This is a genomic window from Dactylosporangium sp. NPDC049742, from assembly GCF_040674675.1.
In the GTDB taxonomy this organism is placed as follows: Bacteria; Actinomycetota; Actinomycetes; order Mycobacteriales; family Micromonosporaceae; genus Dactylosporangium; species Dactylosporangium maewongense.
The window spans coordinates 162,652-188,927 of record NZ_JBFANF010000003.1 but is presented as its reverse complement, the minus strand read 5'-3'; the positions used below and the strand labels follow the sequence as shown (position 1 = coordinate 188,927).

At 73.6% G+C, this 26,276-nt stretch carries 28 protein-coding genes; 15 read left to right on the top strand and 13 right to left on the bottom strand.

Annotated features, from left to right (window positions below; translation table 11 throughout):
• The first annotated feature begins 17 nt into the window (after positions 1-17).
• The 3 genes from AB0J72_RS06205 (at position 18) to AB0J72_RS06195 (ending at position 2,841) form a co-directional block, all read left to right on the top strand.
• Positions 18-1,166 (top strand): MFS transporter, encoded by a 1,149-nt coding sequence (locus AB0J72_RS06205; RefSeq protein WP_363394955.1) that lies wholly within the window; start codon positions 18-20, stop codon positions 1,164-1,166.
• 83 nt (positions 1,167-1,249) lie between these two features.
• Positions 1,250-1,774 (top strand): SigE family RNA polymerase sigma factor, encoded by a 525-nt coding sequence (locus AB0J72_RS06200; RefSeq protein WP_363394953.1) that lies wholly within the window; start codon positions 1,250-1,252, stop codon positions 1,772-1,774.
• The gene (locus AB0J72_RS06195; RefSeq protein WP_363394951.1) at positions 1,771-2,841 is read left to right on the top strand and encodes a hypothetical protein; all 1,071 of its coding nucleotides are present in this window, start codon (positions 1,771-1,773) and stop codon (positions 2,839-2,841) included. The genes AB0J72_RS06200 and AB0J72_RS06195 overlap by 4 nt, the downstream gene beginning before the upstream one ends.
• 54 nt (positions 2,842-2,895) lie before the next feature.
• On the opposite strand, the gene AB0J72_RS06190 is transcribed toward AB0J72_RS06195, so the two are convergent.
• From AB0J72_RS06190 to AB0J72_RS06180, 3 genes are all read right to left on the bottom strand, one after another.
• On the bottom strand, positions 2,896-3,267 hold the full coding sequence (locus AB0J72_RS06190; protein ID WP_363394949.1) for a hypothetical protein: 372 nt from the start codon (positions 3,265-3,267) through the stop codon (positions 2,896-2,898).
• A gap of 101 nt (positions 3,268-3,368) precedes the next feature.
• A complete protein-coding gene (locus AB0J72_RS06185; protein ID WP_363394947.1) occupies positions 3,369-3,893 on the bottom strand; it encodes a hypothetical protein in 525 nt (174 codons plus the stop codon).
• Between the two features lie 311 nt (positions 3,894-4,204).
• Positions 4,205-4,510 (bottom strand): PadR family transcriptional regulator, encoded by a 306-nt coding sequence (locus AB0J72_RS06180; RefSeq protein ID WP_363394945.1) that lies wholly within the window; start codon positions 4,508-4,510, stop codon positions 4,205-4,207.
• Positions 4,511-4,582: 72 nt separating this feature from the next.
• Between AB0J72_RS06180 and AB0J72_RS06175 the strand changes: the two genes are divergently transcribed.
• Complete coding sequence (locus AB0J72_RS06175) at positions 4,583-4,990, top strand: hypothetical protein (RefSeq protein ID WP_363394943.1); 408 nt, start codon at positions 4,583-4,585, stop codon at positions 4,988-4,990.
• Here the strand turns inward: AB0J72_RS06175 and AB0J72_RS06170 are convergent.
• On the bottom strand, positions 4,987-5,673 hold the full coding sequence (locus AB0J72_RS06170) for a hypothetical protein (protein WP_363394941.1): 687 nt from the start codon (positions 5,671-5,673) through the stop codon (positions 4,987-4,989). The genes AB0J72_RS06175 and AB0J72_RS06170 overlap by 4 nt on opposite strands.
• A gap of 203 nt (positions 5,674-5,876) precedes the next feature.
• Between AB0J72_RS06170 and AB0J72_RS06165 the strand changes: the two genes are divergently transcribed.
• Complete coding sequence (locus tag AB0J72_RS06165; protein WP_363394939.1) at positions 5,877-6,605, top strand: ATP-binding cassette domain-containing protein; 729 nt, start codon at positions 5,877-5,879, stop codon at positions 6,603-6,605.
• Positions 6,602-7,324 carry an ABC transporter permease gene (locus tag AB0J72_RS06160; protein ID WP_363394937.1) on the top strand — a complete coding sequence of 241 codons (723 nt, stop codon included), beginning with the start codon at positions 6,602-6,604 and terminating at the stop codon, positions 7,322-7,324. The genes AB0J72_RS06165 and AB0J72_RS06160 overlap by 4 nt, the downstream gene beginning before the upstream one ends.
• Positions 7,325-7,329: 5 nt before the next feature.
• Here AB0J72_RS06160 and AB0J72_RS06155 read toward each other — a convergent pair whose 3' ends face one another.
• Positions 7,330-7,995: a response regulator transcription factor gene (locus AB0J72_RS06155; protein ID WP_363394935.1), complete on the bottom strand. Its 666-nt coding sequence runs from the start codon at positions 7,993-7,995 to the stop codon at positions 7,330-7,332.
• Positions 7,996-8,125: 130 nt separating this feature from the next.
• Positions 8,126-9,271, bottom strand: coding sequence for a sensor histidine kinase (locus tag AB0J72_RS06150; RefSeq protein ID WP_363394933.1), 1,146 nt, complete (start codon positions 9,269-9,271; stop codon positions 8,126-8,128).
• Between the two features lie 142 nt (positions 9,272-9,413).
• Here AB0J72_RS06150 and AB0J72_RS06145 point away from each other — a divergent pair, with 142 nt between their 5' ends.
• Both AB0J72_RS06145 and AB0J72_RS06140 read left to right on the top strand, forming a co-directional pair.
• Positions 9,414-9,935 carry a MarR family transcriptional regulator gene (locus AB0J72_RS06145; RefSeq protein WP_363394931.1) on the top strand — a complete coding sequence of 174 codons (522 nt, stop codon included), beginning with the start codon at positions 9,414-9,416 and terminating at the stop codon, positions 9,933-9,935.
• Positions 9,932-10,294 carry a hypothetical protein gene (locus AB0J72_RS06140; RefSeq protein ID WP_344509389.1) on the top strand — a complete coding sequence of 121 codons (363 nt, stop codon included), beginning with the start codon at positions 9,932-9,934 and terminating at the stop codon, positions 10,292-10,294. The genes AB0J72_RS06145 and AB0J72_RS06140 overlap by 4 nt, the downstream gene beginning before the upstream one ends.
• Here the strand turns inward: AB0J72_RS06140 and AB0J72_RS06135 are convergent, their stop codons facing one another.
• The 4 genes from AB0J72_RS06135 to AB0J72_RS06120 form a co-directional block, all read right to left on the bottom strand.
• A complete protein-coding gene (locus AB0J72_RS06135; RefSeq protein WP_363394929.1) occupies positions 10,295-11,533 on the bottom strand; it encodes a condensation domain-containing protein in 1,239 nt (412 codons plus the stop codon). It lies immediately after the preceding gene.
• A gap of 54 nt (positions 11,534-11,587) precedes the next feature.
• Positions 11,588-12,220, bottom strand: a complete 633-nt coding sequence (locus AB0J72_RS06130; RefSeq protein WP_363394927.1) for an acVLRF1 family peptidyl-tRNA hydrolase — start codon at positions 12,218-12,220, stop codon at positions 11,588-11,590.
• Between the two features lie 81 nt (positions 12,221-12,301).
• Complete coding sequence (locus tag AB0J72_RS06125) at positions 12,302-12,625, bottom strand: hypothetical protein (protein WP_363394925.1); 324 nt, start codon at positions 12,623-12,625, stop codon at positions 12,302-12,304.
• 22 nt (positions 12,626-12,647) lie between these two features.
• Positions 12,648-13,739, bottom strand: coding sequence for a histidine kinase (locus tag AB0J72_RS06120; protein ID WP_363394923.1), 1,092 nt, complete (start codon positions 13,737-13,739; stop codon positions 12,648-12,650).
• A gap of 40 nt (positions 13,740-13,779) precedes the next feature.
• Here AB0J72_RS06120 and AB0J72_RS06115 point away from each other — a divergent pair, with 40 nt between their 5' ends.
• The 5 genes from AB0J72_RS06115 to AB0J72_RS06095 all read left to right on the top strand — a co-directional run bounded on the left by AB0J72_RS06115 (position 13,780) and on the right by AB0J72_RS06095 (position 22,218).
• Complete coding sequence (locus AB0J72_RS06115; RefSeq protein WP_363394921.1) at positions 13,780-14,415, top strand: response regulator transcription factor; 636 nt, start codon at positions 13,780-13,782, stop codon at positions 14,413-14,415.
• Positions 14,416-14,486: 71 nt separating this feature from the next.
• Entirely contained in the window at positions 14,487-15,485 is a 999-nt protein-coding gene (locus AB0J72_RS06110; protein WP_363394919.1) for a glycerophosphodiester phosphodiesterase family protein, read from the top strand.
• A gap of 561 nt (positions 15,486-16,046) precedes the next feature.
• Positions 16,047-17,219, top strand: a complete 1,173-nt coding sequence (locus tag AB0J72_RS06105) for a serine protease (protein WP_363394917.1) — start codon at positions 16,047-16,049, stop codon at positions 17,217-17,219.
• Complete coding sequence (locus AB0J72_RS06100; RefSeq protein WP_363394915.1) at positions 17,216-19,114, top strand: trypsin-like peptidase domain-containing protein; 1,899 nt, start codon at positions 17,216-17,218, stop codon at positions 19,112-19,114. The genes AB0J72_RS06105 and AB0J72_RS06100 overlap by 4 nt, the downstream gene beginning before the upstream one ends.
• The gene (locus AB0J72_RS06095; protein ID WP_363394913.1) at positions 19,111-22,218 is read left to right on the top strand and encodes an ATP-binding protein; all 3,108 of its coding nucleotides are present in this window, start codon (positions 19,111-19,113) and stop codon (positions 22,216-22,218) included. Before AB0J72_RS06100 ends, AB0J72_RS06095 begins: the two co-directional genes overlap by 4 nt.
• Here AB0J72_RS06095 and AB0J72_RS06090 read toward each other — a convergent pair.
• Together AB0J72_RS06090 and AB0J72_RS06085 are read right to left on the bottom strand one after the other, a co-directional pair.
• Positions 22,211-23,650, bottom strand: a complete 1,440-nt coding sequence (locus AB0J72_RS06090) for an amidohydrolase family protein (protein WP_363394911.1) — start codon at positions 23,648-23,650, stop codon at positions 22,211-22,213. The two genes, AB0J72_RS06095 and AB0J72_RS06090, sit on opposite strands and share 8 nt — an antisense overlap.
• A 28-nt stretch (positions 23,651-23,678) precedes the next feature.
• Positions 23,679-24,299, bottom strand: coding sequence for a hypothetical protein (locus AB0J72_RS06085; RefSeq protein WP_363394909.1), 621 nt, complete (start codon positions 24,297-24,299; stop codon positions 23,679-23,681).
• A 40-nt stretch (positions 24,300-24,339) separates the two neighbouring features.
• On the opposite strand from AB0J72_RS06085, the gene AB0J72_RS06080 reads away from it, so the two are divergent.
• Both AB0J72_RS06080 and AB0J72_RS06075 read left to right on the top strand, forming a co-directional pair.
• Positions 24,340-24,924, top strand: a complete 585-nt coding sequence (locus AB0J72_RS06080; RefSeq protein WP_363394907.1) for a MarR family winged helix-turn-helix transcriptional regulator — start codon at positions 24,340-24,342, stop codon at positions 24,922-24,924.
• Between the two features lie 146 nt (positions 24,925-25,070).
• On the top strand, positions 25,071-25,244 hold the full coding sequence (locus AB0J72_RS06075; protein ID WP_363394905.1) for a DUF6767 domain-containing protein: 174 nt from the start codon (positions 25,071-25,073) through the stop codon (positions 25,242-25,244).
• 123 nt (positions 25,245-25,367) lie between these two features.
• Here AB0J72_RS06075 and AB0J72_RS06070 read toward each other — a convergent pair whose 3' ends face one another.
• Positions 25,368-26,075: a DUF3103 family protein gene (locus tag AB0J72_RS06070; protein WP_363394903.1), complete on the bottom strand. Its 708-nt coding sequence runs from the start codon at positions 26,073-26,075 to the stop codon at positions 25,368-25,370.
• Positions 26,076-26,276: the final 201 nt, after the last annotated feature.

Sequence of the window (26,276 nt, the reverse complement as noted above, 5' to 3'; positions counted from 1 at the left end):
CCCGCTGGAGCGGCCCCGTGTCTTCCCTCCTCGTCCGGGCGCGGGTCGCGACCGCCCTGCTGTTCATGCTCTTCGGCGTCACGCTCGGCGTGTGGACGGTCCGCATCCCGGCGATCAAGCGGGACCTGGGGCTGGACGACGGAGCGCTGAGCGTGGCGCTGCTCGCCTTCGCCGCAGGGGCCATCACCGGCATGCAGGCCACGGGCCGGCTGGTGGACCGGTTCGGCAGCCGGCGGGTGATGCTGCCGGTCGCGGTCGCCGAGGGCCTGGTGCTCATCCTCCCCGCGTACGCGCCGGGACTGGTGACCCTCGCCGCCGCGCTGTTCGTCTTCGGAGCCGTGCACGGCACGCTGAACATCGCCATGAACGCCAACGCGATCGACGTGCAACGGGCCTGGGGCGCACCCATCATGTCCTCGTTCCACGCCGTGTACAGCATCGGCGGCTTCATCGGCGCGAGCACCGGCGGGCTCTTCGCGCACGCCGGCGTCGGGCCGCGGACGACGTTCACCGCCGTCGCGGGCGTGACGGTGGCCCTCGCCGCCTGGTCCGCGTGGTGGGCGCTGCCCGACGGTTCTTCGACCTCGTCCCGCACTTCGCCGGAAGAGGCTCGCGGGCCGGTCCGAGGCGTGCTCTTCCTCGGGGTCCTGGTCTGCTGCGCGCTCGTCGGTGAGGGCGCCGCCGCCGACTGGAGCGCCGTCTACCTCCGCGACGACCTGCGCAGCTCGGCCGGGTTCGCCGCGGCCGCCTTCGCCGCGTTCTCCGTCGCGATGACGCTCACCCGCCTCGTCGGCGACCGGCTCACCGCCCGCTTCGGCCCCGTCACCGTGGTCCGCGCCAGCGGGCTGCTCGCGGCGGTCGGGCTCGGCACGGCGCTGCTGATCGCCGAGCCGGTCGCGGGCGTCGCCGGGTTCGCCTGCCTGGGAGCGGGGATGGCGCTCATCGCGCCGCAGGTGTACTCGGCCGCGGGTGACCGCAACCCCGACGCCGCCGGCCGGGCCCTGGCCCGGGTCGTGGGCCTGGGCTACCTCGGCTTCCTGCTCGGCCCGGTGCTCATCGGCGCGGCCAGCACCGTCACTGGCCTGCCGGGCGCGCTCGCGATCCCGGTCGTGCTGTCGCTCTTCGTCGCCGCCACCGCGACCGCCCTCCGCCCCGCCTCCCGCTGACCTTCCTGGCGTCGTCAGGCATTGCATCCGCCCGCGGCGGTGTCTGAGTGGGTGAGGCACTGCCACGACGGAGAGGAACCTCGATGAGCCCGGAGGACGAGCGGGAATTCCGCGAGTTCGTGGCCACCCGGTCGGCCGCGCTGCTGCGCACGGCGTACCTGCTGACCGGCGACACCCATCTCGCGCAGGACCTGCTGCAGACGGCCCTGCTGGGCACCGTCCGGCGGTGGGCCGCGATCCGCCGGCGGGAGCATCCCGAGGCGTACGTGCGCACGGCGATGTACCGCCATCAGATCAACCGCTGGCGGCTGCGCTCCCGGCGGCCCGAGACGCTGGTGCCGGCGGCACCCGACCGGGCCGCGGGCGACGACCACGCCGCCGACACCGTCGTGCGGCACGGTGTCTTCGACGCGCTGCGCACCCTGCCGGCGCGGCAACGGGCGGTCGTGGTGCTCCGGTACTACGAGGACCGCTCCGAGGCCGAGGTCGCCCAGCTGCTCGACATCTCCCTCGGCACCGTGCGCAGCCAGGCGTCCAAGGCCCTGGCGAAGCTGCGGGCCGCATACCCCGACCTCGCGACCACCCCGATGGTGAGGACCGCGCCATGATGCACCTGCGAGACGTTCCGTTCCCCGCCGACCTCGTGCCGCCGCCGGGCCTGGCGGACACCGTCCTCGACACCGCCCGCCGGCGCCGCCGCACCCGCACCGTGGCGATCGCGGCCGCCGTCGCGGTCACCGCCGCCCTGGCGGTCCCCGCCCTGCTGCTGCGCGGGTCGGGCACGCCGATGGACCCCGGCGCGCCCGCGCCCGCCGCGCCCGGCGGCGGCCCTCAGGTGGCGCACGTCTACACCCGCGAGGAGCGCTCCAGCATCCTCGACCCGGCCCTCGGCAAGTACCGCGAGCTGCCGTTCACCGTGGTCCTGTCCCCCGACCTGACCCGCGCGGCGGTGAACGACAACGGCCGGCTGGGCCTCGCCGACCGGGCCGCGTTGCTGGACCGCGGCCGCGATGCCGTCGAATGGGTCGACGTCCCCGCCGGCAACGGCCCGTCGTGGTCGCCGGACGGCACCGCGGTGCTGTGGACCTCGATCGAGAAGGACCCAACGGTGCACTTCACCGCCCACCGCGTCGACGTGGCCGACCGGCACGTCACGAACACCCCTGTCCCGCTGGACCTTTTCGGCGCGACGGTCGGCTGGGCCGCCGACTCGCGCCGCTACCTGGTCCTCGTGCGCGGCACGCAGACCGACAACACGGTCGAGCCAGGCCCGCTGCAGTACCTGTCTCCCGACGGCACCCCCGGCGCGCGCCTCGACGGCACGGGCGGGTCGGTCGAGGGCGCCACGTGCTATTCGCCGTCTCGCCGGTACGTGCTGACGGACGCCTCGACCATCATGTCGGCGCAGCCCCACGCGTCGCCGGTGTACGACGCGACGTCCGGGAAGGTCGTCGCGACCGTGCCTGCCGGCTCGACGCCCGTCGGCTGGTACGACGAGACCACCGTCGCCGTGCTCGGCCGCGCCACGGACCGCAACGCCGTCATCGAACTGCTGGACATCACCACCGGCACGGTCGGCCGCAGCGTGCGCCTGCCCGGCTCCGCCGACGTGACCGCCGTGCAGCTCGGCCCGTCGGCCGGCCTCACCGGCGCGGCGGCCGCACTCAGCTTCTGACGCCGGAGGGGTCGGCCCGCACTGCGGGCCGGCCCTTTGCGGACGGGGCGGACGTCAATGGACCCGGTAGCCGCCCGTGGTGGCGGCCGACTCGTTGAAGCCGGCGAACTCCTCGACCCAGTCGCGCAGCTGCGTCGGCTGCTCGGGGTAGAAGAGGGCCATGTCGCCGATCAGGTCGGCGTCGAGGGCGGCCCGCAGCCGGCCGGCGATGAACGCGCACTGGTCCGGGGTCACCTGCCAGCCGCCCGGGGAGCTGAAGTGCGCGACCGGCAGCGACTCGGGCGACGGCGCGAACCGCTCGTTGCCGAACAACCGCTCCTGGCCGCCGCCGGCGATCGCACCGGCCTCCAGCATGACCAGCCGGACGGATTCCATCTGCCAGTCGTCGAGCGCATAGTCGCCGAAGTCGTAGCCCACCACGACCACCCTAGTGGCACCTTCAGTAGGCGGAGCGGCGAAGACATGTTCCGTGTCGGCAGCGGAGCTCATGACCTCACGGAAGCTGGTCGCTGCAGCCTGTCGCCTTCCTACGCTGCCGTCCGTTGTGTCCTGGTGGTGGGAGCGGGCGTACCCTGGGTGACCGTTTCCCGGAAACAGAACGTCAGGAGGAACGAGAGGCAGAAGGTGTAGAGCACCGGATACCAGATCAGGACATCGAACAGGACCGGTACAAACGCTGATCCGCTTTCTTCGCTCCATCCGCGGTACGGCAGCATGCTGACCCAGTACGCCAACCATGGGTTGCCCGTCGGCCCGCCGCCATTTATCAGCACCAGCATCGTCGTCGCGAGCTGGGGCAGCGCGAAGGCCCCGATCACTGCGGCGGTCAGCGCGGCCATGCGCCGGTTGCGGCGCACCAGGGCGACCACCAGTGCCGCCAGTCCGGTTGTGGCCGCAACGAACGCCGCCGTGCTCGCGACCTCCGCTGTTCGATCGATCCGCCCGACCAGCAACTGGACCAGGTGGGGCGAGGTGAAGAGCGCCAGCGTGGCGCCAGCGTGGCGCCGATGACCACGGCCGCCGAGCCGAATCCGCCGCCCCTTCTGGCGCACAGCATGCCGCCGGCGAGCCCGACGGGGACGATGACTGACGGCACCGCGCTGAACCCCAGCAGCGGCACTGCCAGGCACGCCAGTACGGCGACGGAGGCGACCGTCAACCGTCGGGGGGTGCGCTGTAGCGCATCGGGTAGGTCAGCGGTCATCATCTTCTCCGCTCGATCGGTCAGCGCGGACCAGGCCACGTCGGTGAGGTCGCGCACCGGGGTGCGCGACTGTTCCAGCAGCGCGGCGATCTCCTCGCCGTAGCGCTTGCGTACGGCTGGGGGGGTACAGCGCGAGCACAGCCGCGTGCAGCCGGCGCATCAAGTCACCGCCAGGCGACGCAGGCCCACTGCGGCCACCGACCTGGTGCGCTCCAGTTCCGCCCGCAGCATCCGCCTTCCCGCAGGAGTGAGCTGACAGGGCTTGCGTCTGTCCTGGGCTGCCAGGGCCTCGATGAGCCCACGCTCTTTCAGGCGCTTGATCGCCCCGTACAACGTGTCCGGTCCGGGGAGGTCGCCGGTAAGCATGCCGATGTCCTCCTGGATGGCATAGCCGCGCTTCGGCCCGTCTGCCAGGCTGACCAGGACAAGCAGCCTGCGTTGAGGCCTTCGGTGAGGCTGCTGCACTGTCCGTGGTGGATGCTTCGCGGTTGCGGTGGATGGCCGTCGTCAGCACGCCTCTTCGATGACGAGCATGACGTGACGCTGGTCGTTGCGGAACTCGGCCAGCCAGAACGCGCTATGGGCCGCAGCTTCGCCAGCGGAATATCGCTCTACTCGCAGGAGCAGCGCTTCGCGCTCCCGGCCGGAGACCTCACGCGGTTGGGGACCATACGCGTGCAAGATGCGCAGGTCGGGGTGCTTGAGGAGTCGTCGCAGGGCAGGACCGCCAGGCTCGACACCTCGCCCGCGGATGTGCCAGCAGGTGCCATCATCGTCGATCCACCGGCCGTCCTTGATCGGCTGCGGCCACGCCTGGGTAGCGGGCTCTTGGTCCGCGTCGCGCGATTGCGCTGTGCGGAGAAGTTCGGCGAACGACTCACTCTCCTGGCGGTGGCGACCCATGGCGCCCAGCTTGTCATGTTCGACCGCTGGTCGCCCGGCTAATCGATTGGGAGTCGGTGCGGCTGTCGGTCCTGCCGACGGGTCAGGAGGTGGGCCGAGGTTGCCAGGACGAAGGCGGCCAGGGTCAGGAAGCCCACGAACCGGACGGTCCACAGTGGACCGTGGTCGGGGCCGGCGAGGGGGAAGGCGGCACCGGCGGTCAGGAGGGCGGCGGCCAGCCAGCCGAGGGTAATGGTGGCCAGCGGGGCGCGGGCGTGGCGGAGGAGGGTCGCGGCGGCGGCGGCGAACACCGCGGCGGGGAGGCCGATGAGGGCGATGCCGGCGCTGTTGGCGTACAGGAGGGCGGTGACCGTCGAGTCGTCGAGGCGGGTGTCGCCGTGGGCCATCGCGACCGCGTCCAGGAACGAGGTGGCCGTGCCGCCGACCGTGACGAGGGCGGCGACGGCGCCGGTGGTGACGTATGAGCACAGTGGACGGTCGGGCAGGTGCAGGGCGCGCGGCAGGAGGGCGCCGAACGGCAGGAGGAGCAGCATGAAGGCGCAGCCCGCGACGTAGTCGCCGGCCAGGTAGCGGGTGCCGTGGGCGTGGAAGAAGGCGCGGACCTCGGCGACGGGGGCGCCGGCCGGGGGTGGCTCGCCCTGCAGGACGGCGGCGACGAGCAGGAACAGGACGAACCAGCCGATGCCGAGCAGGCCCACCCAGCGGCCGTTGGCGAGACGATGCATGCGACCCATGCTCAAGGCCGGAACTGTCGGGCGCGTCGTGCCGTGGTCTACATCGGACGGTCGTGCGCTGGTCGTACACCTGCCGCCGCCGCATCAATCGCGCGACGGACGTGGCCGGTCAACGGCTGCGACCGTGGTGGCAGCACGTGGACGGTCCCCCGGCCTGACGACCCCGCGGGGGCGGGCGGGCCACGATGCGGGGCATGAAGAATGCCATCAGGACACGCGGGCTGACGAAACGGTACGGCGGCCGGGCCGTCGTGGACGGGCTCGATCTGGACGTCCCGGCGGGCGTGGTCGCGGGGCTCATCGGGCCCAACGGCGCCGGCAAGACGACGACGCTGCGGATGCTGCTGGGGCTGGTACGGCCGGACGCCGGCGACGGCAGCGTGAACGGCGCGCCGCTCGGGCGGCCGGCCGCGTACCTGCCGTGGGTCGGCGCGATGATCGAGGGCCCGGCGTTCTACCCGGGGCTGTCGGGCGCGCGGAACCTCGCCGTCCAGGCCGCGCTCGGCGGTCTCGACCCGGCCGGGATCCCGGCGCTGCTCGCGCGGGTCGGGCTGACCGGCGACAAGCCGTTCCAGCGCTACTCGCTCGGCATGAAGCAGCGGCTCGGGATCGCGGCGGCGCTGCTCGGCGACCCGGCGCTGGTCATCCTCGACGAGCCGGCCAACGGCCTCGACCCGGCCGGGATCCGGGACATGCGCGGGATCGTGCGGTCCATCAACGACGACGGGCGCACGGTGCTGATCTCCTCGCACCAGCTGTCCGAGGTCCAGCAGGTCTGCGACTGGCTGATCGTCATCGGCGAGGGCCGGCGGCTGTTCCAGGGCCCGACGAGCGAGCTGCTCGCCGGTGGTGGCGACCTCGAGGAGCGCTACCTGTCGATGTTCACCGCCACGTTCACTGCCACGGAAGGGCGGTCGTCATGATGCGCGCGTTCAGGTCGGAGCTGCTGAAGCTGCGCCGGCCGCGGGTGTTGTACGGGGCGCTCGGCGGCCTGTTCGGCTTCACGGTCCTCGTGACGGTGCTGACGTTCGCGACCGCGCCGGTGCCGCCGGCCGGACTGACGGCGGGGTTCACGAACGCGTCGCGGCTCGTCGGCGTCGTGGTGCTCGTCGTGTTCCTCACCAGCTTCACCACCGAGCACGGCCTCGGCACGCTGCGGACGCTGCTGCTGCGCCAGCCGTCGCGGGACCGGCTCCTCGCCGGCAAGCTGCTCGCCCTTGCCGCCTGCACGGCCGGCGCGCTGCTCGTCGCGCTGGTGGTGAGCCTCGCGGCGGCCGCGGTCGTCACCGGCATCCGCGGCACGCCCACCGAGCCGTGGCTGGCGGACGCCGTGACCGGCTACCTGAACACGGTGCTCGCGGCCATCCTGTACGGCACCGTCGGGCTGGCGCTCGGGGTGCTGCTGCGCTCGACACCGATCGCGGTCGGGGTGGCGCTGTTCTGGTTCATCATGGTGGAGAACATCGTGCGCAACACGGTCCCCGCCGCCGGCCATTGGCTGCCCGGCCTCCTCGCCGGCGCGGTCACCGGCGCACCGGGCAGCGTCCCCTACAGCCACGGTCTCGCCGGGGTGCTGGTGTACGGCGCCCTCGCGCTGACCGCCGCCTTCGTCACCTTCGCCCGGCGGGACGTCACCGCCTGAACCGGTCACGTCATCCAGCCGGGTCGGATCAGGCCGGTCTCGTACGCCATGATGACCAGCTGCGCGCGATCCCTGACGTGCAGCTTGGTCATCGCCCGGCTGATGTGCGTCTTCGCCGTCGCCAGGCTGACGAACAGCCGCGCGGCGATCTCGTCGTTGGTGAGGCCCTGCGCGGCCAGCACCATCACCTGCCGCTCGCGTTCGGTGAGGCCGGCGAGCCGCTCGGCGGGCCTGGCCTCCTTGGCCCGCGACGCGAACTCCCGCACCAGCCGCCGGGTGACGCTCGGCGCGAGCATCGAGTCGCCGGCGGCCACCACCTGGATCGCCCGGATCAGGTCGTCGGGCTCGTTGTCCTTGAGCACGAAGCCGCTGGCTCCGGCCCGCAGCGCGTCGAACACGTACTCGTCCAGCTCGAACGTCGTCAGGATGAGCACCTTGACCTCGTCGAGCCTGGGGTCGGCGGCGATGCGGCGGGTCGCCTCGATGCCGTCCATCACCGGCATGCGCACGTCCATGAGCACGACGTGCGGGACCAGCTCGGTGGCCTTCTCGACCGCGACCCGGCCGTCGCCCGCCTCCGCCACGACGTCGATGCCACCGTCGTCCTGCAGCAGCGCCCGGAGCCCGGCCCGCATCAACGCCTGGTCGTCGGCGAGCACCACCCTGATCACGCGGTCCCCCGCGCAGACGGGCGTCTCATGGCAGCGGGCGGCACTGAGGTCGCGGCAAGCGCGACGGCAGGACGGGGCACGGTGGGACGGGAGCCGAGCCGATGTACAGCGCTTCGCCGTCCGGCCCGGTTCACGACGGTGTCCGGTAGGGCAGCTCGGCGTACACGCGGAAACCACCGCTCGGCGTCGGGCCGGACTCGAACGTGCCGGCGAGGCCCACGGCGCGCTCGCGCATGCCGGTGATGCCGTCGCCGTCGGGGTTGGGCAGGGTGGCGGCGGGGCCGTGGTCTTGGACGGTGACCGTCACGGCGTCGTCGGTGAACGCGATCCGCAGCGTCGCGGCGCCGGCGGCGCTGTGCCGGCGGACGTTGGTCACGGCCTCCTGGACGATGCGGAACGCGGCCAGGTCCACCGCCGTCGCCAGCTGCCGCGGCTCGCCCTCGACGGTCTTCGTGACGCGTAACCCCGCCTCGCCGGAGCGGGTCAGCAGCTCGTCGACCTGGGAGAGGCCCGCGCTCGGCCGCCGTGGCGCGTCGGTGTCGCGGCGCAGGACGGCGAGGGCGGCCCGCAGGTCGTCGAGGGTCTCCCGGCTGACCTCCTTGATCGCCGCGACCGACGCCCGCGCCTGCTCGGGGTCGCGGTCGAAGAGCCGCAGCGCCACGTTGGCCTGCATGTTGACCAGCGACACGTGGTGGGCGAGGACGTCGTGCAGGTCCCGCGCCACCCGCAGCCGCTCGTCGCTGACCCGGCGCCGCTGCTCGGCGACCCTGGCCCGCTCGGCGTCGGCGCGGCGCTCCCCCGCGACCCGGACGGCCTCGCCCACGGCGAGCACGAGCCCCAGCACGGCGGCGATCGCCACGACCGCGACCGGACCCGGCGCCGCCTGACGCCCGACGGCGGCGCTCACCAGCAGATACGTGGGCAGTCCGGCCGCCGTCACCACCCACGCCGCGCGCCGCCGCCCGGTCGCGACGGCGACGACCATCGCGACCGCGAGGCTCAGCGCGGCCGGCCCGAAGCGGTAGCCGAGCGTGTAGTAGGCGGCGGTCGCCGCGAAGTTGCCGGCGAGGACCAGGACCGGCGCGCGGTGCCACAGCCACAGCAGCGCCGGCCCTACCGCGAGCAGCGCGATCGCGAGTGCGTCGACGGGCCGCCGCTCGGTGACCCGTTGTGCCGCCGCGACGGTCGTGGCGATCTGCAGCACCCCGACCAGCACGGGCATCCACGGCCGCCGGCACCACCGCTCCCACGCCGCGCTGCTCCCGCCCCCGTCCACGGCTCCACGCTATGGGCGCCCGCCGCGCCGGTCGTCATCCTCGGGTCTTCTCGTCACCTACGACCCCAGGAGTACCAGGAGCCGCCCGGCTACGACTCAAGTCGCATTGCGCGTCAGGGTCTGATTCGTGTAGTACTTCATTATGCAGTACGGAACTGATGACGACGGCCTGCTGTACGACGAAGGCACCCGGGCCGCACTCACCGCGTTCGCGGGCGAGGAGGCACTGCCGCTGCTCGAAGCCGCCTCGGCAGTACGGTCGGCGGCGGGGGCGATCGAGCACCTCCGCTCGGCCGGGGCGGAGGGGCGCGGGCTCAGCGCCGGCGCGTTCGACCTGCTGGTGCGGCTGAGCCTGAGCGGCGAGGACGGCCTGCCGCTCGGCGAGCTGGCGCAGGCGCTCGGCGTCACCCCCCGCAACGTCACCGGGCTCGTCGACACCCTCGAACACAAGGGCCTGCTGCGGCGCGTGCCGGACCCGGCGGACCGGCGGTCGGTGCGGGCCGTCGCGACCGACGACGGGCGGGCGTGGCTGGCGACGTTCCGGGCGCCGACGCGGATGGCGATGGAGGCCGTGTTCGCCGGCTTCAGCGCCGCCGAGGCCGATCAGTTACGCGACCTGTGTCTCCGGCTCGTCCAAGGCGTTCGAAGGGTGCGATCACGATGAACACTGTCGATGTGGTGCGGGCGTATCACGAGGCCCGGTTCCGCGGGGACGTCCCGGCGGCCGTGGCGCTGACCGGCACGCCGTTCCGGTTCGAGAGCCCGATGCTGCGGTTCGACGACCCCGCCGCGCACCTGGCCGGCCTGCCGGACTTCCTGCGGATCGTCACCGGTGTCGACCTGCTCAGCGAGTTGTACGGCGCGGACGAGGCGACCCTCGTCTACGACGTCCACACGGCGACGCCGGTCGGCACGCAGCGCACGGCCGAGCACTTCCGCCTCACCGGCGGCCGGATCACGTCGATCAGGCTGATCTTCGACGCGACCCCGTGGCAGGCGCTGCACGCGGCGGTCGCGGGATGATCACCCCGCGACGATGATCGACTCCATGGTGCGGGCGACCGCCTCCGCGTCCGCACGGGACAGGAACGCGGTGTCCACATCGACGGTGAGCACCAGCGCGCCCGGCTCGTCGTCGATGTGCAGGAACAGCGGCTCGGTCGGCCCGCTCGACGCGCCGACCCACTCCAGCACGCCGTCGGCGGTCGTCGCCTCCACTGTGGAGGCCCGCTGCATGCGGCGGTCGTTGTAGCAGACGGTACGGGTGACGTCGGTGTCCGCGCCGGCGAGCACCTCGGCGAGCCGCATCGGGTCGTAGTAGGCGTGCTTGTGCGCGGCGAGCGACGCCCGCGCGACCCGGCCGAGGGCCTCGCCGAACGGCACCGACACGTCCGCGACGCACAGCCCCAGCTGCGCCAGCGGCGTGACGACCTCGGCCAGCCCCGAGCGGAACCGGTTGCCCACCAGGTGCCGCACCGCGACCTGGTCGGTGCCGGCGACCCGGCCGACGGCCATCATGAACGCGGTCGACAGGATCGTCGCCGGGTCGACCCCGGTGCGCGCGGCGACCAGCGGCAGCGCACCCGCCATCGCCGGCGAGGTGAACCGCGCCTTCGGATACCGCACCGGCTCCGGCGTCCGTGCCGGCGGCAGCACCGTCACCGACGGCAGGTGCCGCTCCCAATGGCGGACCGCGGCGGCACTCTGCCGGACCCCGGACGGCGAGCGCTGCCACTCGGCCAGTTCGAGCGGCTGCGGGCCGGTGACGGGCGTGGCGACGCGGGCGCTCGCCTCGGCCACCATCACCCCGGCGCCGATCGCGTCGGTCACCAGGTGCGGCATGATCGCGACGAGCCGCTCCGGCCGCCCGTCGCGGCACACGATCGCGGCGCGCAGCGGCCAGTCCGCCGCCAGGTCCGGCGCCGCGATCCGGTAGCCGTGCTCGACCTCGGCGGCGAGCCCGAGGGGGTCGGCCGTCTCGTACACCTCGACGGTCAGCATCCCCTCGGCGTGCACCTCCTGCAGGGTGCCCGCGCGCAGCCGCGTCCGGAAGGACTGGTAGCGCTCCAGCGAGTAGCGCAGCTCGTCGAGCACGTCCGCGACGGTCGCGCCGGGCGCCACCGGCTGGTGCCCGCCCATCGGCAGCCACGACCGCTCGCGGTCCATCGTCAGCAGCATCGACTGCTGGCCCCAGGTCAGCTCGGCCACGCCACTGCCCTCGCCGCGGAACGCGACGTCGACCCGATCCACCACGTCAACCATCGACGGATCCATTCTCGTCCGGCTCGCGACCAGAGACAGCGTAGCGGTCCGCGCTCACGGCACCAGATGGATACGGATCTTTCTTGCGGTCACCGCGGCCTCCTCGAGGACGGTGAGCCGCGGCTCGGCGACTTCGAGCAGGTGGGGGTGGCGCAGCGCGGCGACGGGCGCCAGCCGCGGATCCTCCAGGACGTGGTCGATCATCGCGCGGTCGCCGCCGCAGACGACCGAGGCGAGGCCCTCACCGCCGGACAGGACGCGCACCGCGATGTCCGCGGCCTCCTCGACCGCCGCGTCAGTCTGGTTGCCGCGGCGTCTGGCGTACCGCTGCTGCGACCACCCACCGGCAGCGGTGCGCCCCTGCACGTAGAACCGCTCGACCTTCGACGTCTCCAGCGTCGTGCCCTCGGCGACCCCGACGGCCGCGGCGCCCCTGCGCACGAGCAGCAGCCCGATCCTCGGCGGCCGGGCGATCCCCTGCAGCAGCGCGTCGATGTCGGCGACCCCGTCCAGGCCCGGCGGCGGGTGCAGCGTCGCGGTGTCGCCGTTGCTGGCGCCGGTCAGGGTGAGCGCGTCCTCGGTCGCGCCGTCGTGCCGGCCGTAGAACCCGTCGAGCCAGCCCTTGAGCCGCTCCGGGGAGATCTCGACCCAGCGTCCCCCGCCGGCCGCGGGTCTTGCCTTCACCATGTCCCCAGTTTGCCGTTGTGTCGCATGTACGAACAGCAGCGGGCCGCTCCGGTCTGTCCCGCGCCTCTGGTGGCGGCGCTGTCAGGTGCCGTGCACGAACAGCAGCGGGACCAGCACGACGACGCTGACGATCGCGACGGAGGACAGCACGCCGCGCCAGGTGCGCAGGAACCTCCGGATCCGCCGCCGCAGCCCGCCCCGGCGGGGGCGTGGGCTGGGGTCGTCGCCGGTGACCGCGAAGATCTCCAGCCAGAGCCCGCCGAGCAGCGCGATCGGCGACGCGACCGCCACGACGGCCAGGCGGACCCCGGTCAGCGGCGGCATGTGGTTGACGACGACGGCGGTCACCGCGGCGACGAGCACGGCGACGGCGAGCTGCGCGACGGCACGCAACCGTCCCTGCACCGCCACCTCCTCGTGTCGGTCCTCAGCCTAGGTCCTGCCGCTCCGCGCGGGCAGGTGCTTCACCCGCCGGCGTGAACTCGGCCGCCACCCGCCAGCCGGTTGCGGTGGGGCCGTAGGTCAGCGTCCCGCCGGCGGCGCGGACGTCGGTGTCGAGGCTGCGCAGGCCGTACCCACCGCCGCCCGCTTCTTCGGATGGCCCCGCTCCGGGTGGGCGCCGGGTCGTGACCCGCACGGCCGCCTCGTCGGCGGTGACGGTCAGCGTGGCGCCCGGACCGTCGTGGCGCAGCGCGTTGGTGGCGGCCTCCGCGACCAGCCGGGCGGCCACGTCGCGGACGGCGACCGGCAGGCGGGCAAGGTCGGCGCCTGGGTCGCCCGGCACCGACAGGCCGGCCTCGCGCAGCGCGGCGAGCCGCCCGGTCAGCGTCGCCCCCTCAGCCTCCTGCGCCTCTTCCGCCAGGGCCTGCCGCACCTCGGCGAGCGCGTCCCGGCCCGCCTGCAGCACGGTGTCGAGGCGCCGGCGGTCGGCGGGGGCCAGCTCGGCGGTCGCCCGGAGCGCCTCACCCTGCACCAGCATGACCGTCATCGTGTGGGCGAGGCTGTCGTGCAGCCTGCGGGCGAGCCGCTCCCGCGCGCGGGCCGTCTCCGCCGCCTGCTCGGCGAGGCGCCGCTCGCCGCGTTCGCGCAGGTGCTCGGCCCGCTCCCGCAGATGCTCGCCGCGCTCGACGCCGGCCAGCCAGGTGACCGTCAGCGCGACGGCCGCGAGCAGGCCGCCCTCGACCGGGCCGCGCCGGGCCGCGCCGGCGACCGTGACCAGCACCGTGGCGGCGGCGCAGACACCCCACCGCACCACCGGTGACCGTTGCGTCGCCGCCGTGTACATGGCGAGGGACACCGGCAGGTACCCGACGGCGCGCCCCATCCCGAGCAGCGAGTGCGCCGCCGTCGCCACGCTGATCACCGCGAGCACCGTCCCGGGTGCCCTGTTCCGCCACACGAGCGGCACCAGCTGCGCCACCGCGAGCGGCACCGAGATCACCGTGCCCGACAGGGCGTAGAGCACGATGAGGGTGGCGTACAGCGTCAGGTCGATCGCGATCCGCCAGTGCCGGCTCATCGGTGCTCCCCTTCCAGATCACTGGCATATCATCGGCCGGGTGATCCGGCTCGCCATCGTCGACGACCAGGCGCTCGTCCGCGAAGGGCTGGCCCTCATCCTCGGCGCCGAGCCCGGCATCGAGGTGGTCGCCGAGTTCCCGGACGGCGCGGCGCTGCTGCGCGACTTCGTCCCCGCCGACCTCATCCTGCTGGACCTGTACCTGCCGGGCGCCGACGGGGTCGCGACGATGCTGCGGCTGCGGGCCGAGCGGCCCTCGGTCAAGGTACTGATGCTGACGACCGTCGGCAGTGCCGCGGACATCCAGCGGGCCCTGGCGGCCGGCGCCGACGGGTTCGTGCTCAAGGACGCCACCGGCGCGGAGTTGGCCGCGGCGGTGCGGGGCGCGCACGCCGGGGTGCGGCCGCTGAGCGCGTCGGCCGCCGACCTGCTGTGGCCGCGTGCCGCTGCGCCCCGCCCTTCGTCTCCGGCCGCCGCCGATCTCAGCTCGCTCACGCCGCGCGAGCGGGAGGTGCTGGAGCTGCTGGGCCAGGGCCTGGGCAACCGCGAGATCGCCGGCGCCCTCTCCCTCGCCGAGCGGACCGTCAAGGCCCACGTCAGCAACGTCCTGGCGAAGCTCGACGTGGCGAGCCGCACCCAGGCCGCGCTGCTGGCCCGGGGGCTGCGCGGGTCGTAGGACCAAAGTCGCGGTCGGACCACGTACCTTTGCCCGTTCCGGCTGGCGGTGGACTGCGCGAGGCTGCTGTGGTGCTGACCGTTCCGCGCCGATGGCGTCGCCGCATCACCATCACCCTCGCGGTGCTGCTCGTCGTCGCCGGCGGCCTGTTCCTGCGCAACAGCTCGACGCTCGCCGGCCCGTCGAAGGGCCAGCGGCCGTTCCTGCTCGCGCACCGCGGGATCGCGCAGACCTTCGACCTCGCCGGCGTCACCGCCGACACGTGCACCGCGCGGATCATCCACCCGCCGCAGGTGCCGTTCCTGGAGAACACGCTGTTGTCGCTGCGGGCCGCGTTCGAGGCGGGCGCCGACCAGGCCGAGATCGACGTGCAGGTGACCCGCGACGGTCAGCTCGCGGTGTTCCACGACGCCACCCTCGACTGCCGCACCGACGGCCACGGCACCGTCGGCGAGCACTCGCTGGCCGAGCTGCGGAAGTTGGACGTCGGGTATGGGTACACCGCCGACAACGGCACGACGTTCCCGCTGCGCGGCACCGGGGTCGGCCTGCTCCCCACGGTGCCCGAGGTGTTCGCCGCGCTGCCGGACCGCGCGTTCAAGCTCGACCTGAAGCGCGACGACCCGGCCGACGGCGATGCGCTCGCCACGTTCCTCGCCACGCTGCCCGCCGCCCGCCTCGCCACGGTAACCGTCACCGGCGGCGACACCGCGGTCGCCGCCGTCGTGCGCCGCCTGCCCCAGGTGCGCGCCATCTCCCGCGCCATCATCAAGGACTGCCTGCTCGACTACGCCGCCACCGGCTGGACCGGCCACGTCCCGTCCAGCTGCCACCACCGCGAGCTCCCCCTCCCCGCCCACTACGGCCAATGGTTATGGGGCTGGCCCCACCTCTTCGTAGCCCGCATGCGCTCCGCCGACACCCGCGTCGTCCTGGTCCGCTCGGTGGGCGACTGGTCCGCCGGCTTCGACACCCAGTCCGACCTCACCGACCTCCCCGACGGCTGGTCCGGCGGCATCTGGACCAACCGCACCGACGTCATCGCCCCACTCCTCACTCCTCGCCGCTGAAGCCACCGACCCTCGGCGCCCGCCACCGGCCGGCAACACTTCCAGCCAACCGCACCCCCGCCGTCCCCGTCCCGCACCACACCCCGAACCAACGACCGGCCTGCCGAGCACCGCGACCTCACGAATCACGCCGACCTCGCACCACACCCGAACGCGCCGAGCCGCCCAGACCTCGACGCGTCGACCGCCGGCAGGGACGAGGCCCGGACCACGTCGCCGACCTCCCGGCAGTCGCTCAACCGCGAGTCCGGCGTCTTCTCCGGTGAGAGTCATCAAGGACTCGACGGACGGCAGGAGCGTGCAGCGCATCGCGGCCGGCACCGGCGCCGGCCGTCCACCCTGGCCTCAACCGCGTCGGATCTGAGGGACATCCGCGGCCCGGCAGCATCGCGGTGGCTCCTGGTTGCCGGGCCGTCCCGGCACCGTGGAGTTCGAGGGCCGCCGGGAGATACCTCTGCACGGCCGAACCGCCTGATCGGTGGAGGGTGGCGACCGTTCCGGGCGGGGTGCGGGCCTGTCAGGCGAGTGACCGGGTGATTGCCGAGTGTCATAGTGAGGCCGATGACGGACTCGCGCACCTATCTGGAGCTGCTCGCCCGGGGCGCCACGGCCGGCGGGCCGTTGGAAGGCGCCGGGCCCGGCGGTGGGGCGCTGCCCGATCGGCAGGGGCTGCTGGACCGGCTGCGGGAGGAGATCGCCTACGTCGAGCGGAAGGTCGGTGTGCGTGCCGACCCCGACGAGGTACGGCGGCTGATGAGCGGGACCGGCGAGGCGCTGCGCAAGGTCCTCGGCGACGGTGCCGACGCGCAGCTCGGTCCGGCCGATGTGCTGGGGCTGGAGGCGGTGGTGCGGGCCGACGGCTCGCGGCCGGTGCTCTTCGTCGAGGACGACTTCGTGGACCTGACGGCGCCGTCGGCCGGGTTGTGGGCCGCGGTGCTGGGCCGGTTCGAGGACCAGGTGCGCTCCGTCTGCGCCGCGGTCGGCCGGGTCGACGACCCGGCCGCGGGCGCGCTCGGGTACTGCGGCACCGCGTGGGTGGTCGGCGAAGGGCTCGTGGTCACGAACTTCCACGTGCTGCAGGCGATCGCCCGCGGCGGGGAGCGGCGTGACGGCCGGTTCGAGGGGCGGCTCAACACGGCCGTTGCCGTCCACTTCGGGCACGAGGTCGGCGTCGAGCGGCCGGAGCTGCGGTTTCCGATCCGGCGGGTGGTCGGGGTGGGGCGGCAGGGCGAGCCGCGGTTCGAGCACCCGGACCTGCGCGGGCTCAACTTCGACGGGCTGGACCTGGCTCTGCTGGAGTTGGAGCCGGTGCCGGGGCGGTCGTTTCCGGAGCCGGTCCGGGTGGCCCGGGGCGACGACCCGCTGACCCGCGGCGGCCTGGCCAGCGCCGGGCGGACGATCTACCTCGTCGGCTATCCGGGCGACCCGACCAGCACGACGGCGGACCTGTTCGTCCGGCTGTTCGCCGGGGTGCGTAGCTACAAGCGGCTGGCGCCGGGGCAGATCATGGCGGCGGCCGGCGGCGTGCCGCTCGACCCGCGCGGGTGGGTCCTCACACACGACGCCAGCACGCTCGGCGGCAACTCCGGCTCGGTGCTGGTGGACCTCGACGCCGACGGGCGGACCGCGCTCGGGCTGCACTTCGCCGGGCAGCCCGATCGGCAGAACTGGGCGCACGCCCTCGAGCGGATCACCGCCGACCTGGACCGGTTGTCGCATGGGGGTCCGAGGTGAGCTCGGACGAGGACGGCTCGTGGTGTCCGCAGGTCCGGGACCTCGCGACCGCCGTACGGCCCCAGTGGGCACGCATCGACGCGATCTGGGGGCCGTTGAAGACCGCGCACGGCCTGCACCTGCGCCGGGACACGGACGGGGACGCGTTCGGGTTCCTCTGTGAGGCGATCGCCGTGGCGCAGCAGCACGGGTTCCTCCGCGCGTTCGCGTTCCAGCTGGTCAAGGACGACCTGGTCGGGGACGGGTTCGACGAACACCTGGTGGCGTTGCTCGGCGAGTCCGCGGCGGGCCTGCACGCGTTCCAGAACGGTGTGTTCAGCCCGGCCAGCGCCAGGATCGCGGCGCAGGGCATGCTGCGGGCGTGTGACCTGGTGTGCCGGATCGACATCGGCGAGCAGCACATCGGCACCGGGGTGCTGGTGCGGCCGCAGCTCGTTGCCACGGCCGCGCACGTGTTGTGGGATCTGTTCGCCAAGCATCCGGACGGGTCGCTCGTGCTCGGCCCCGACGGCTCGCCGCAGGCCGCGGAGGGCAGCCTCGCCCGGCTCACGCTGACGTTCGGCGACGTCGAGGACAACCTGCCCGACGATCCCGGCACCACGGTGCGGCTGGCCGGCACCGTCGCGGCCCTGCACCCGCAGTGGCTGGCCAGGTCCAGCCCGCCGACCCCGCTGGAGCGGTCGAAGGCGCTCGCCGACGTGAGCGACATCAGCGGCATCGAGGCGCCCGAGGGGCCCTGGGACCTGGCGCTGATCCGGTTGGCGCAGCGGCGCCCGATGCCGCGGCCGGTGCTGCGCGGCCGGGCGTCGCGGCAGCCGTTCCAGATCCATGTGCTGCACCATCCGCAGGGCGGCGGGCTGCTCGGCCAGCCGCTGCTGTGGTCGATCGGCAAGCTCGACCGGCAGCTCGGGACGCCGCCGGTGCGTTGGCTGCACGACGCGAACACGCTCGCCGGCTCGTCCGGGGCGCCCGTCTTCGACCGGTACTGGCGGATCGTCGCGCTGCACCAGGGCGGGTCGCGCGTGGTGGACTGCGCCGACGACGCGGCGGGGCTGCCGGCGGCTTCCCGCAACCGGGCCGTGCCGGTCCGCGACTGGTGCGAGCGGCTCGACGAGCTGGATCTCGTGGAACTCACGTACCTCACCGAACTGCGCCGCTCGCCGGAGCTCGGCGCCGGGCCGCACCCCGTCATCGGCCGGCAGGCGACGCAGGACTGGGTGCGGCTGTCGCTGGAGCCGGCCGCCACCGCCGCGCAGCGGCTGCTGATCGTGCGCGGGGCGCCCGGCACCGGGCTGCACTTCACCAAGTTCCTGGTCCGGGAGATGGTGGAGGACGCCGGCGGGGTCATGGTGAGCCTGGACCTGGCCAACGCCCTCGACGACGACGCCGCCGCGTTCGCCGGGAGGGTCGCCGGCGCCCGATCGGCACCGGCCCGCGCGAAGGTCGGCGCCAGCGGCCTGACCACCACTCAGCGCGACATCCGCCGGCAGGTCACCGGAGTCCTGTACGGCGCTGGCTCCCGCCCGACCTGGCTGGTCCTGGAAGGCTTCGGCGGTGCCGCGCTGGACGTCCCGGTCGACGTGCGGGACCTGCTCATGGACCTGATCCGCAACCTTTCCGCGTACCCGTCGCTGCGGCTGGTCGTGATCGGCTGGCTGGAAGAGCCGCCGCCCGGCGTCGAGGCGTTCGTCGACGAGCTGACCGACCCGGACGCGGCGGACATCGCCGCGCAGATCCTGCCCGTGGGCAGTGCGCTGCTGCCGGTGGCGACGCAGATGGCGCAGGCGGAGCTGAGCCTCGAACATTTCCAGGGCGTGCTCGGGTACGCCGCCGCGCGCCGGGTCCTCGAGCGTCTCGGGCAAAGGCTGCGCGCCGCCGCGGAGGGTCCGGCATGACAGAGAACCTGGACGCCCTGGCCGAGCTGGTCGCCCGCGAGTGGTCGTCGCGGTCCGCCGCCGAACGGTCGGCGTTCCTGGACCGGCTCCCCGGCGGCACGCCGGCCCCGGCGCCGCCGCCGGCCGACGCGGTCCGGCTGCTGCGGCAGCGGGCCGCGCTGTCGGGCGCGGTCGCGCCCCGCGACCTCCTCCGCGGCGTCGCCGAGGCCGACCGGGACCGCCTGCTCGACCTGCTCGCGCCGCAGTTCGACCGGGCGTCGCTGAGCGAGGGCTGGCGGTGGACACTGCGCAGCGGCCCGCGGCAGGAGGTCCTGGCCCGGCTCGCCGCCGACGGCACCGTCCGGGACGCGGCCGACGACGTCGCGGACGTCCCGACCGACGCCGCCGGTGATCTGCTGCGAGACCTGGCCCGCCGCGATCGCACCGAGCGAGGCGCGGCGCTCGCCGGGGCGGCGCCGGGCACGGCCGTGCAGGCGCTCGCCTGGGCGCTCCCCCTCGGCGGCCTGTCCGGGCACCTCGCCGAGGCGCGGCGGCAGGCCCGGCTGCGCGCCATCGCCAACGGCTACCAGGTGCTGGTGCAGCACGGCGTCTTCGGCCGCGACGCCGACCTCGCCCGGCTCCGGGCCTTCGCCGACGCGCCCGCCGAGGACCGTGACCCGCTGCCGCTGCTGTCGATCGTCGGTGTCGGCGGCAGCGGGAAGTCGACGCTGCTGGCCTCGTTCATCGCGCCGTACCTCGACCGGATGGCCCGCGGCGACGAGACCGGCCCGGCCGTGGTCGTCATCGACTTCGACCGGGTGCTGTTCCGCGCCGACGCGGAGCTGGAGCTGTCCTACGAGGTGACCCGCCAGCTCGGCGCCGCCGCACCGGTCGCGTCCGCGGACTTCTCCGCCCTGCGGTTCCAGCACCGGGTCGCCCGGCGCGAGGCCGGTTTCGACCGTTACCGCGGCAGCGCCCACCTGTTCGCCGAGAGCATGTCCCACTCGGTCAGCACGTTCGAGTACGACGCGTCCGAGATCATCGGGCTGCACCGGCTCGACCAGCGTCCGGTGCTGCTGGTGTTGGACACGTTCGAGGAATGGCAACGCGAACACCGGTACACCTCCCGCTGGAGCGACGCCGAGTTCCGCATCCTCGACTGGGTGCACCAGCTTCGGTCCGGCATGGGCCTGGCCGGCCTGCGCGTCGTGGTGTCGGGGCGGGCCGAGCTGTCCACGGTGCGCAACGTGGTGCAGTCGGTGGTCCCGCTGGGCGACCTGGACCGGTCGGACGCCGCCGCGGTGCTGCACGCGCAGCGCATCGACCAGCCGGCGGCGTGCGCCCTGGCGGACATCGTCGGCGGCAATCCCCTGACGCTGCGGGTCGCCGCGCGCTTCTACAAGCGGCTCAGCGTCGCCGCCCGTACCGATTTCCTGGCCGGCGACGACGCGGTGACCGGGCAGCTCGACGCGCGGGTGCGCCGCGCGGTGCTCTACGACCGGTTCCTCAACCACATCGCCGACCCGCGGGTGCGGCAGCTGGCGCACCCGGGGCTGGCGCTGCGGCGCGTCACCCCACCGCTGGTCCGGCACGTCCTGGCCGTCGCGTGCGGCCTCGGCCCGGTCGACGACGACACCGCGCGGCGGCTCACCAAGCAGCTCGCCGGCGAGGTGTGGCTGGTCAAGGACACCCCGGACGGGCTGCGCCACCAGCCGGACGTGCGGCGCGGCATGCTGCGGATGATGTCGGCGGATCCCAAGTACGGCGAAACCGTGCGGCGCATCCATGAGGCGGCGGTCCGCTGGTACCGCGACGGCGGCGAGGACGAGTTCGGCGCCGGCGACTGGCAGCCCTTGCCGCCCGAGCAGGCACGGGTCGAGGCGCTGTACCACGCGCTGATGCTGGTCCCCGAGGACGGCTCCGTGGACCGCCTGCGGCGCGCCGAGCCCGCATGGGACCGGCTGACGCTGGCGCTCGGCGAGGCGGTCGGCGACCTGCCGGCCGGGGTCGCGGCGCAGGTGCGGGCGCTGCGCGGCGAGGACCTTTCCGCCGCGGACGCACTGACGCTGCCGGACGGTATCTGGTGGGAGTGGGTCAAGCACAAGGGAGACGACCTGGTCCGCGAGGAGGCGCCGGCCGAGGCCCTGGACCTGCTGCACGCGGGCTGGGCGGCGGGCCGGGAGCGGCGGGAGCCACCGTGGCTGGCCCAGGCGTACTGCGACACGCTGCGGTGGAGCGAGTACCGGCCCACGCTGGAGTTCCGCTCCAGCCGGTACGCGATGCTCGACGTCCTGCTGGCCGGTGGCCCGCCGGGTCTCGTGGAGGCGCGGTTCCCCGGCCCCGCAGAAGTCGGGGAGCTGTTCCTGGACCTCCTGCTGACGGTGGCCATAGGCGAGGAACCCGCCCGGTGGGCGGATCGCCGCCGCCCTCAGCTGCAACAGTTCGCGACGGAGAAGCCCGGCGACGACCTGTTCCCGGTGGACCAGCTCCGTCGCGCGTTGATCCTGCTCGCGGCCGACGAGGGTCGACCGATCCGCATCGAGCCGAATCCCGGCGCGATCTTCCGGCCCGATTTCAGGTGGTTGGAGGCAATCACGCGGCTGGCCCGGAGCCCGCGGGATCTTTGGCCGACGCAGATCGAAGTCGACGGGACGCCCCGTAGCGACGACGTGCTGGAGACGTGGGCGTCGCGGTTCAGCCGGGCGGCCGGCCGTGCGATCACCCTCGACCGCGACGCGCTGCGGTCCGAACCCGCGCTGGTCGAGGTCCTCCGCGGCGACAATCCCGAGCTGCGGCCGGCGGTCTGCAACGCGCTGGGGATCGTGGTGGAGCAGACCGGGATGGCCGTCCTCGGCCGGGTCGCCGAGTGGGTGCTGCCGGTGCCGGTCGCCGACCTGCATCCGGACGCGCTCGCCGCCGCCGACCCCAGCGCGGTCCGGCGGACGATCAAGAGCCTCGTCGTGTACGTCGACCGGTCCGGCGTCCTGATGCCGTTCCTGGACCGGATCCTGGCCGAGCTGCCCGACCACCCGGCGCTGCTCCGTATCCACGCCACGGTGCGCCGCTGGGAGCAGGTGCACCGCAGGCTGCTGGACGCGCTCGCGGAGCAAGTAGCCGTCAGGTAGCGAGCCAGGCCGGGACGTTGGCGGGAGCGTATCGCTCGTACCGCTGCAACAACCGCTGCGCGTTGCGGTTCTGCGGGTCGTCGAAGCCGAGGAAGGTCAGCGCGTTGCGGCCGGCGAACGCGTCGCGGGCCTCGTCGCCGAAGCCGGCGAACAGCGTCAGGTAGCGCTCCAGGAAGAGGTCGTCGTCGGGGTACAGGGCGAGCATGTACCAGTCGCTGCCGTACATCACCCGCTCCGCGACGGATCGGGTCGCCGCACCGGCGCGCATGCTCCGCAGGGTCTCGGCGTAGCCGGCGCGGATCGCGGGATCGTGGATGCGGTGGTTGCCGACGTCGGCGAAGAGGCCGGGGTGGGCGGCCATCGCCTGGGCCATCCGCCACGGCCAGCCGTCGGCGGGCTCGGTCTGCTGGGCGCCGCCGAAGTGCCCGAGGTTCAGCCGCAGCCGCGGGTGCGCGGCGAGCACCGGCAGCCAGTCGTCGGGGCCGCCGTAGCCGTCGAAGGCCGGGTCCGCGTGGTTGGAGTTGTTGGCGTGCGCCGTGATCGGCACATCCTGCTCCGCGCACCACGCGGCCAGGTCGCCGACGATGCGGTCCAGCTCGGCGGCGTCCTGCGCGGTGTGCCGGCCGTCGGCGACGTTGCCGCTCGGCCGCCAGCCCATCGGCGGGTACACCTTGACCCCGACGAACCCGTAGCGCAGCACCGCCCGCTTGACCAGGTCCAGCGGCGTCTCGACATCGTGGGTGCGCCGGGCGAGCAGCTCCCGCAGCGGATCGAACCCGATGAACGGGTGCAGCCGTGCCTTGCCGGCGCCGGGCAGCACCCCGAGCATCGTCGCCCGGCTCAGCTTCTCGAACAGCTCCACCTGTTGCTGCTGCGTGGTCCGGGACCGGTCGGCGAGCCCGCTGTCGAGGTCCACCAGCAGCGGCACGGCCAGGTCGAGCCGGTCGCCGCTGACCCGCACCAGCTCGGCGACCAGGTCCAGCCGGGACCGGCCGAACAGCTTCACCCACCGCACCGCCCGCCGCGCGGTGCGGGTCGCGTCCCCGATCCCTTCGAGCCCGCCGGCCGCCCCGTCCTCCTCCGCGAGCGCTGTCCCGATCCTGGTCAGCAGCTCCGGCTGGGTTCCCCACAGCTCGGCGACGGCCAGGTCCACCTCGTGTTCGAAGGACTCCTCGGGCGCCGGCCCCAGCCCTTCGAGCCCGCCGCCACCACCGCCACCGCCGAGCAGCGTGTTGAGCCGGCCGAGGTCCGCCTCGAACGACGGCGCGGCGCCCTGGATGAGCGTGTCGGCCAGCCCGGAGAGCAGCCCGCCGAGCGCCGCGTTGCGCAGGTGCAGCCGGTGGATGAACCCTTTCACCGGCAGGTCCGCCGCGTTGAACACGTGACAGTGCACGTCGACGACCGTGCTCATCGAGCCCTCCCGGGTGCGCACGCTGAGTGACCACCTCAGCCTCGCACCGTCACCGCAGGCGGACTGCGGCCTTCCGGTCCGACTCCGCCGTCAAAAGGACAGGGCCGCCGGGTCGATGAGAACCTTCGCGGAGACGGCGGATGGCGCTGGTCAGTGCTGCCACGGCGAGCGGGAGCGGGACGGTGAAGGCGATGAAGCCGAGGACGCGTTTGACGGCTGTCGCCGTGCCGGCGGCGGCGATCACTACTGGGTGGAGTTCCGGCCAGTCCAGCAGGAGGGTCCAGACGCCGACGTTCTCGATGTAGTCGAGGACGGTCATGATCGCGGCCGGGAGCAGGACTGGCCACCAGCGTTCGCCGAATCGCCGGACCAGCAGCCCGGTCGCCAGGAGCAGGACGGCGGCCAGCGCGACCGGGTAGAGCAGGTCGAGCAGTTGCTGGTGGATGTACGCGGTCCGTCCGGCGGGTCCGCAGGCGGCCATCATCGCCTGGGCGTCGCGGGTCGACCACCAGCCGCGGACGTCAAACGGGGCGAGGCCGCCGCACGCTCGGCGCACCGCGGCGAGTGATCCAGTCCGGCCGCCGAACATGAGTGCCGCGACGGGCAGGTAGATGGCGGCGGCGATGGCGAGGTGCCGCGGCCGGACGTGGGTGATCAGGGAACGGAGCATGGCTATCACCGATTCTGTATAGTGCTGTATCGTAGTACTTATGCAACGTAACAGCAGCACATCGAAGCCGTCCAGCGTGTTGTTGGACGTGTGGCTCCTTACACACCTGACGACGAACCTGCTCGATGGCATGCTGCGCGAACTCGCCATCACCGCCGACGAGTTCGGCCTGTACTCGCTGCTCAATGAGCTCGGGCCCACCACACCGACGCAGGTCGCGCGGTGGACCGGGATGGCGCCCACGACCGTGTCGGGGATGGTCCGGCGGTTCACCGCCCGCGGGCACCTCGCCCAGGTCGCCAATCCCGAGGACGCCCGCTCCCGCCTGATCGGACTCACCGACGAGGGGCGGCGGGTCGCCCGTGACGGCAATGCCCGGCTGGCCGAGGTCATGCCGGACATCCTCGGCGCGCTCGAGCCGCATGCCGCCGCGACCCACCTCGGTCTGCGCCGGCTCGACCGGGCACTGCGCACCCTGGTCGGTGCGGCCGACCGGCCGGACCAGCCGCTGCCGGGCGAGTCCGGCGAACCCGGTTCCGATGCCGGTCAGCTCACCGCGGCCCAACAGCGGGAGGTCCAGCAGTACATCCGCTGGATCCGGCATCGCGACGCCACGTCGTCGTAGCCCGCGGTCGTCCGCCCGGTGAGGCTGACGAACGACCGGGTGACGTCACTGACCGGCCCGACGGTCGCCCCAGCCCGCCCGCCGGCATCGACCGCAAGGACTTTCGCCTCTGTGCGGCGCTTCGGGAGGCCAGCCACGATGGAGTCGTGAGCGATCATCCCAGACACCGGCCCGAGCCCCGGTGCCCGGTGCGGCCGGGTGAGCCCTGCACGCTCTGCCATCCCGGCGCGAGCGGGCCGCAGGACTGCGGGCTGGTCTACCTTGTGATGAGCGACCCGCAGCTGCGCGAGGCGGTGCGGGTCGGCACGCGGGCGAGCTGACCGGAACTGCGGCGGCACAGGTATACCCGGCGGTGCTCGACGTGAGTGCCGCGACCCGAGATCACGTGGCCCATGTCGGCTGCGGCTGGGATCGCTGAAGGTTCTGTACCGCGGCGCGGGTGGTTACAGCGGCTGCACAAAGTACGGCGTGACGCCCATCCAGCCGTTGCCGGCCGCGCCGGTGAGGTGGCCGCTGCTGGCGGTGGACAGCGTGTACCAGGAGTCGACGTAGTCGGGATCGTCGGTGTACCACGAGCTCGGCAGCGCGGCGAGGATGGCGTCGACGATGCTGTAGATCTCGGCGCCGCCCTTGAACCACGGCTCCTGGTCGTTGCTCAGCCGGATCGCGGTGACCTTGGTGGCCCAGTATCCGGTGGCCGCCGCCACGGCGTCCGTGCCCGCACCGCCGAGCCGCTGCCGGACGACCTCGATACCCAGGGGCATGGCCTTGGCGGTGTCGACCTCGACGAGCAGCACCGGTCGCTGCGGCGCGTGCGCCGCGGCGATGCGCACCGTCCGCCCGGCGGGGTCGTAGCCGATCAGGCTGGTCGGCGTGTCGTCGGTCGGGGTCGCCGCCACGACCGGGACCGCGCCGCGCCGCAGCACCGGCAGCATGTCCGGGTGCGCCAAGCGCACCTGCAGCAGCGACACATCACCGGGCAGCCCTTTGGCCGCGTGTACCGCGGTGTTGGCGGCCCGCACCGACGTGGCGAACGACGCGCCGAGCCGGACCGTCGCGAGGCCGACCGGCCCGGCCGTCACGGCGGCCACGACGCGATCCCGCTGGCCCGAGTCGCGCAGCGACACCGCGAGCTGGCCTGATGCATGCATCCATCGATGGCAGTGAGCCTTCCCGCGTACCGCTGCGGGTGCCTCACGAGGCGGCCCGCAAGTGCCATCAGGCGGCGGCGCTAGCGCCTGGTCGATGAGACCGGCCAGCCCGGACGCGTCCGAGCGGTGGCGTCGCTCGCCATCCCCCCGCGCCGAGACAGAGCCCTTCAGGCGATTTGTACCGATAGATCCGTCTGGTCA

What these genes read in the sequence shown, in the direction of transcription:
- AB0J72_RS06200 (WP_363394953.1), top strand. Translation starts at nt 1,250, where the DNA reads ATGAGCCCGGAGGACGAGCGGGAATTCCGCGAGTTCGTGGCCACCCGG.
- AB0J72_RS06195 (WP_363394951.1), top strand. Translation starts at nt 1,771, where the DNA reads ATGATGCACCTGCGAGACGTTCCGTTCCCCGCCGACCTCGTGCCGCCG.
- AB0J72_RS06170 (WP_363394941.1), bottom strand. Translation starts at nt 5,673, where the DNA reads ATGCATCGTCTCGCCAACGGCCGCTGGGTGGGCCTGCTCGGCATCGGC.
- AB0J72_RS06165 (WP_363394939.1), top strand. Translation starts at nt 5,877, where the DNA reads ATGAAGAATGCCATCAGGACACGCGGGCTGACGAAACGGTACGGCGGC.
- AB0J72_RS06160 (WP_363394937.1), top strand. Translation starts at nt 6,602, where the DNA reads ATGATGCGCGCGTTCAGGTCGGAGCTGCTGAAGCTGCGCCGGCCGCGG.
- AB0J72_RS06145 (WP_363394931.1), top strand. Translation starts at nt 9,414, where the DNA reads ATGCAGTACGGAACTGATGACGACGGCCTGCTGTACGACGAAGGCACC.
- AB0J72_RS06140 (WP_344509389.1), top strand. Translation starts at nt 9,932, where the DNA reads ATGAACACTGTCGATGTGGTGCGGGCGTATCACGAGGCCCGGTTCCGC.
- AB0J72_RS06135 (WP_363394929.1), bottom strand. Translation starts at nt 11,533, where the DNA reads ATGGTTGACGTGGTGGATCGGGTCGACGTCGCGTTCCGCGGCGAGGGC.
- AB0J72_RS06130 (WP_363394927.1), bottom strand. Translation starts at nt 12,220, where the DNA reads ATGGTGAAGGCAAGACCCGCGGCCGGCGGGGGACGCTGGGTCGAGATC.
- AB0J72_RS06120 (WP_363394923.1), bottom strand. Translation starts at nt 13,739, where the DNA reads ATGAGCCGGCACTGGCGGATCGCGATCGACCTGACGCTGTACGCCACC.
- AB0J72_RS06105 (WP_363394917.1), top strand. Translation starts at nt 16,047, where the DNA reads ATGACGGACTCGCGCACCTATCTGGAGCTGCTCGCCCGGGGCGCCACG.
- AB0J72_RS06095 (WP_363394913.1), top strand. Translation starts at nt 19,111, where the DNA reads ATGACAGAGAACCTGGACGCCCTGGCCGAGCTGGTCGCCCGCGAGTGG.
- AB0J72_RS06085 (WP_363394909.1), bottom strand. Translation starts at nt 24,299, where the DNA reads ATGCTCCGTTCCCTGATCACCCACGTCCGGCCGCGGCACCTCGCCATC.
- AB0J72_RS06080 (WP_363394907.1), top strand. Translation starts at nt 24,340, where the DNA reads ATGCAACGTAACAGCAGCACATCGAAGCCGTCCAGCGTGTTGTTGGAC.
- AB0J72_RS06070 (WP_363394903.1), bottom strand. Translation starts at nt 26,075, where the DNA reads ATGCATGCATCAGGCCAGCTCGCGGTGTCGCTGCGCGACTCGGGCCAG.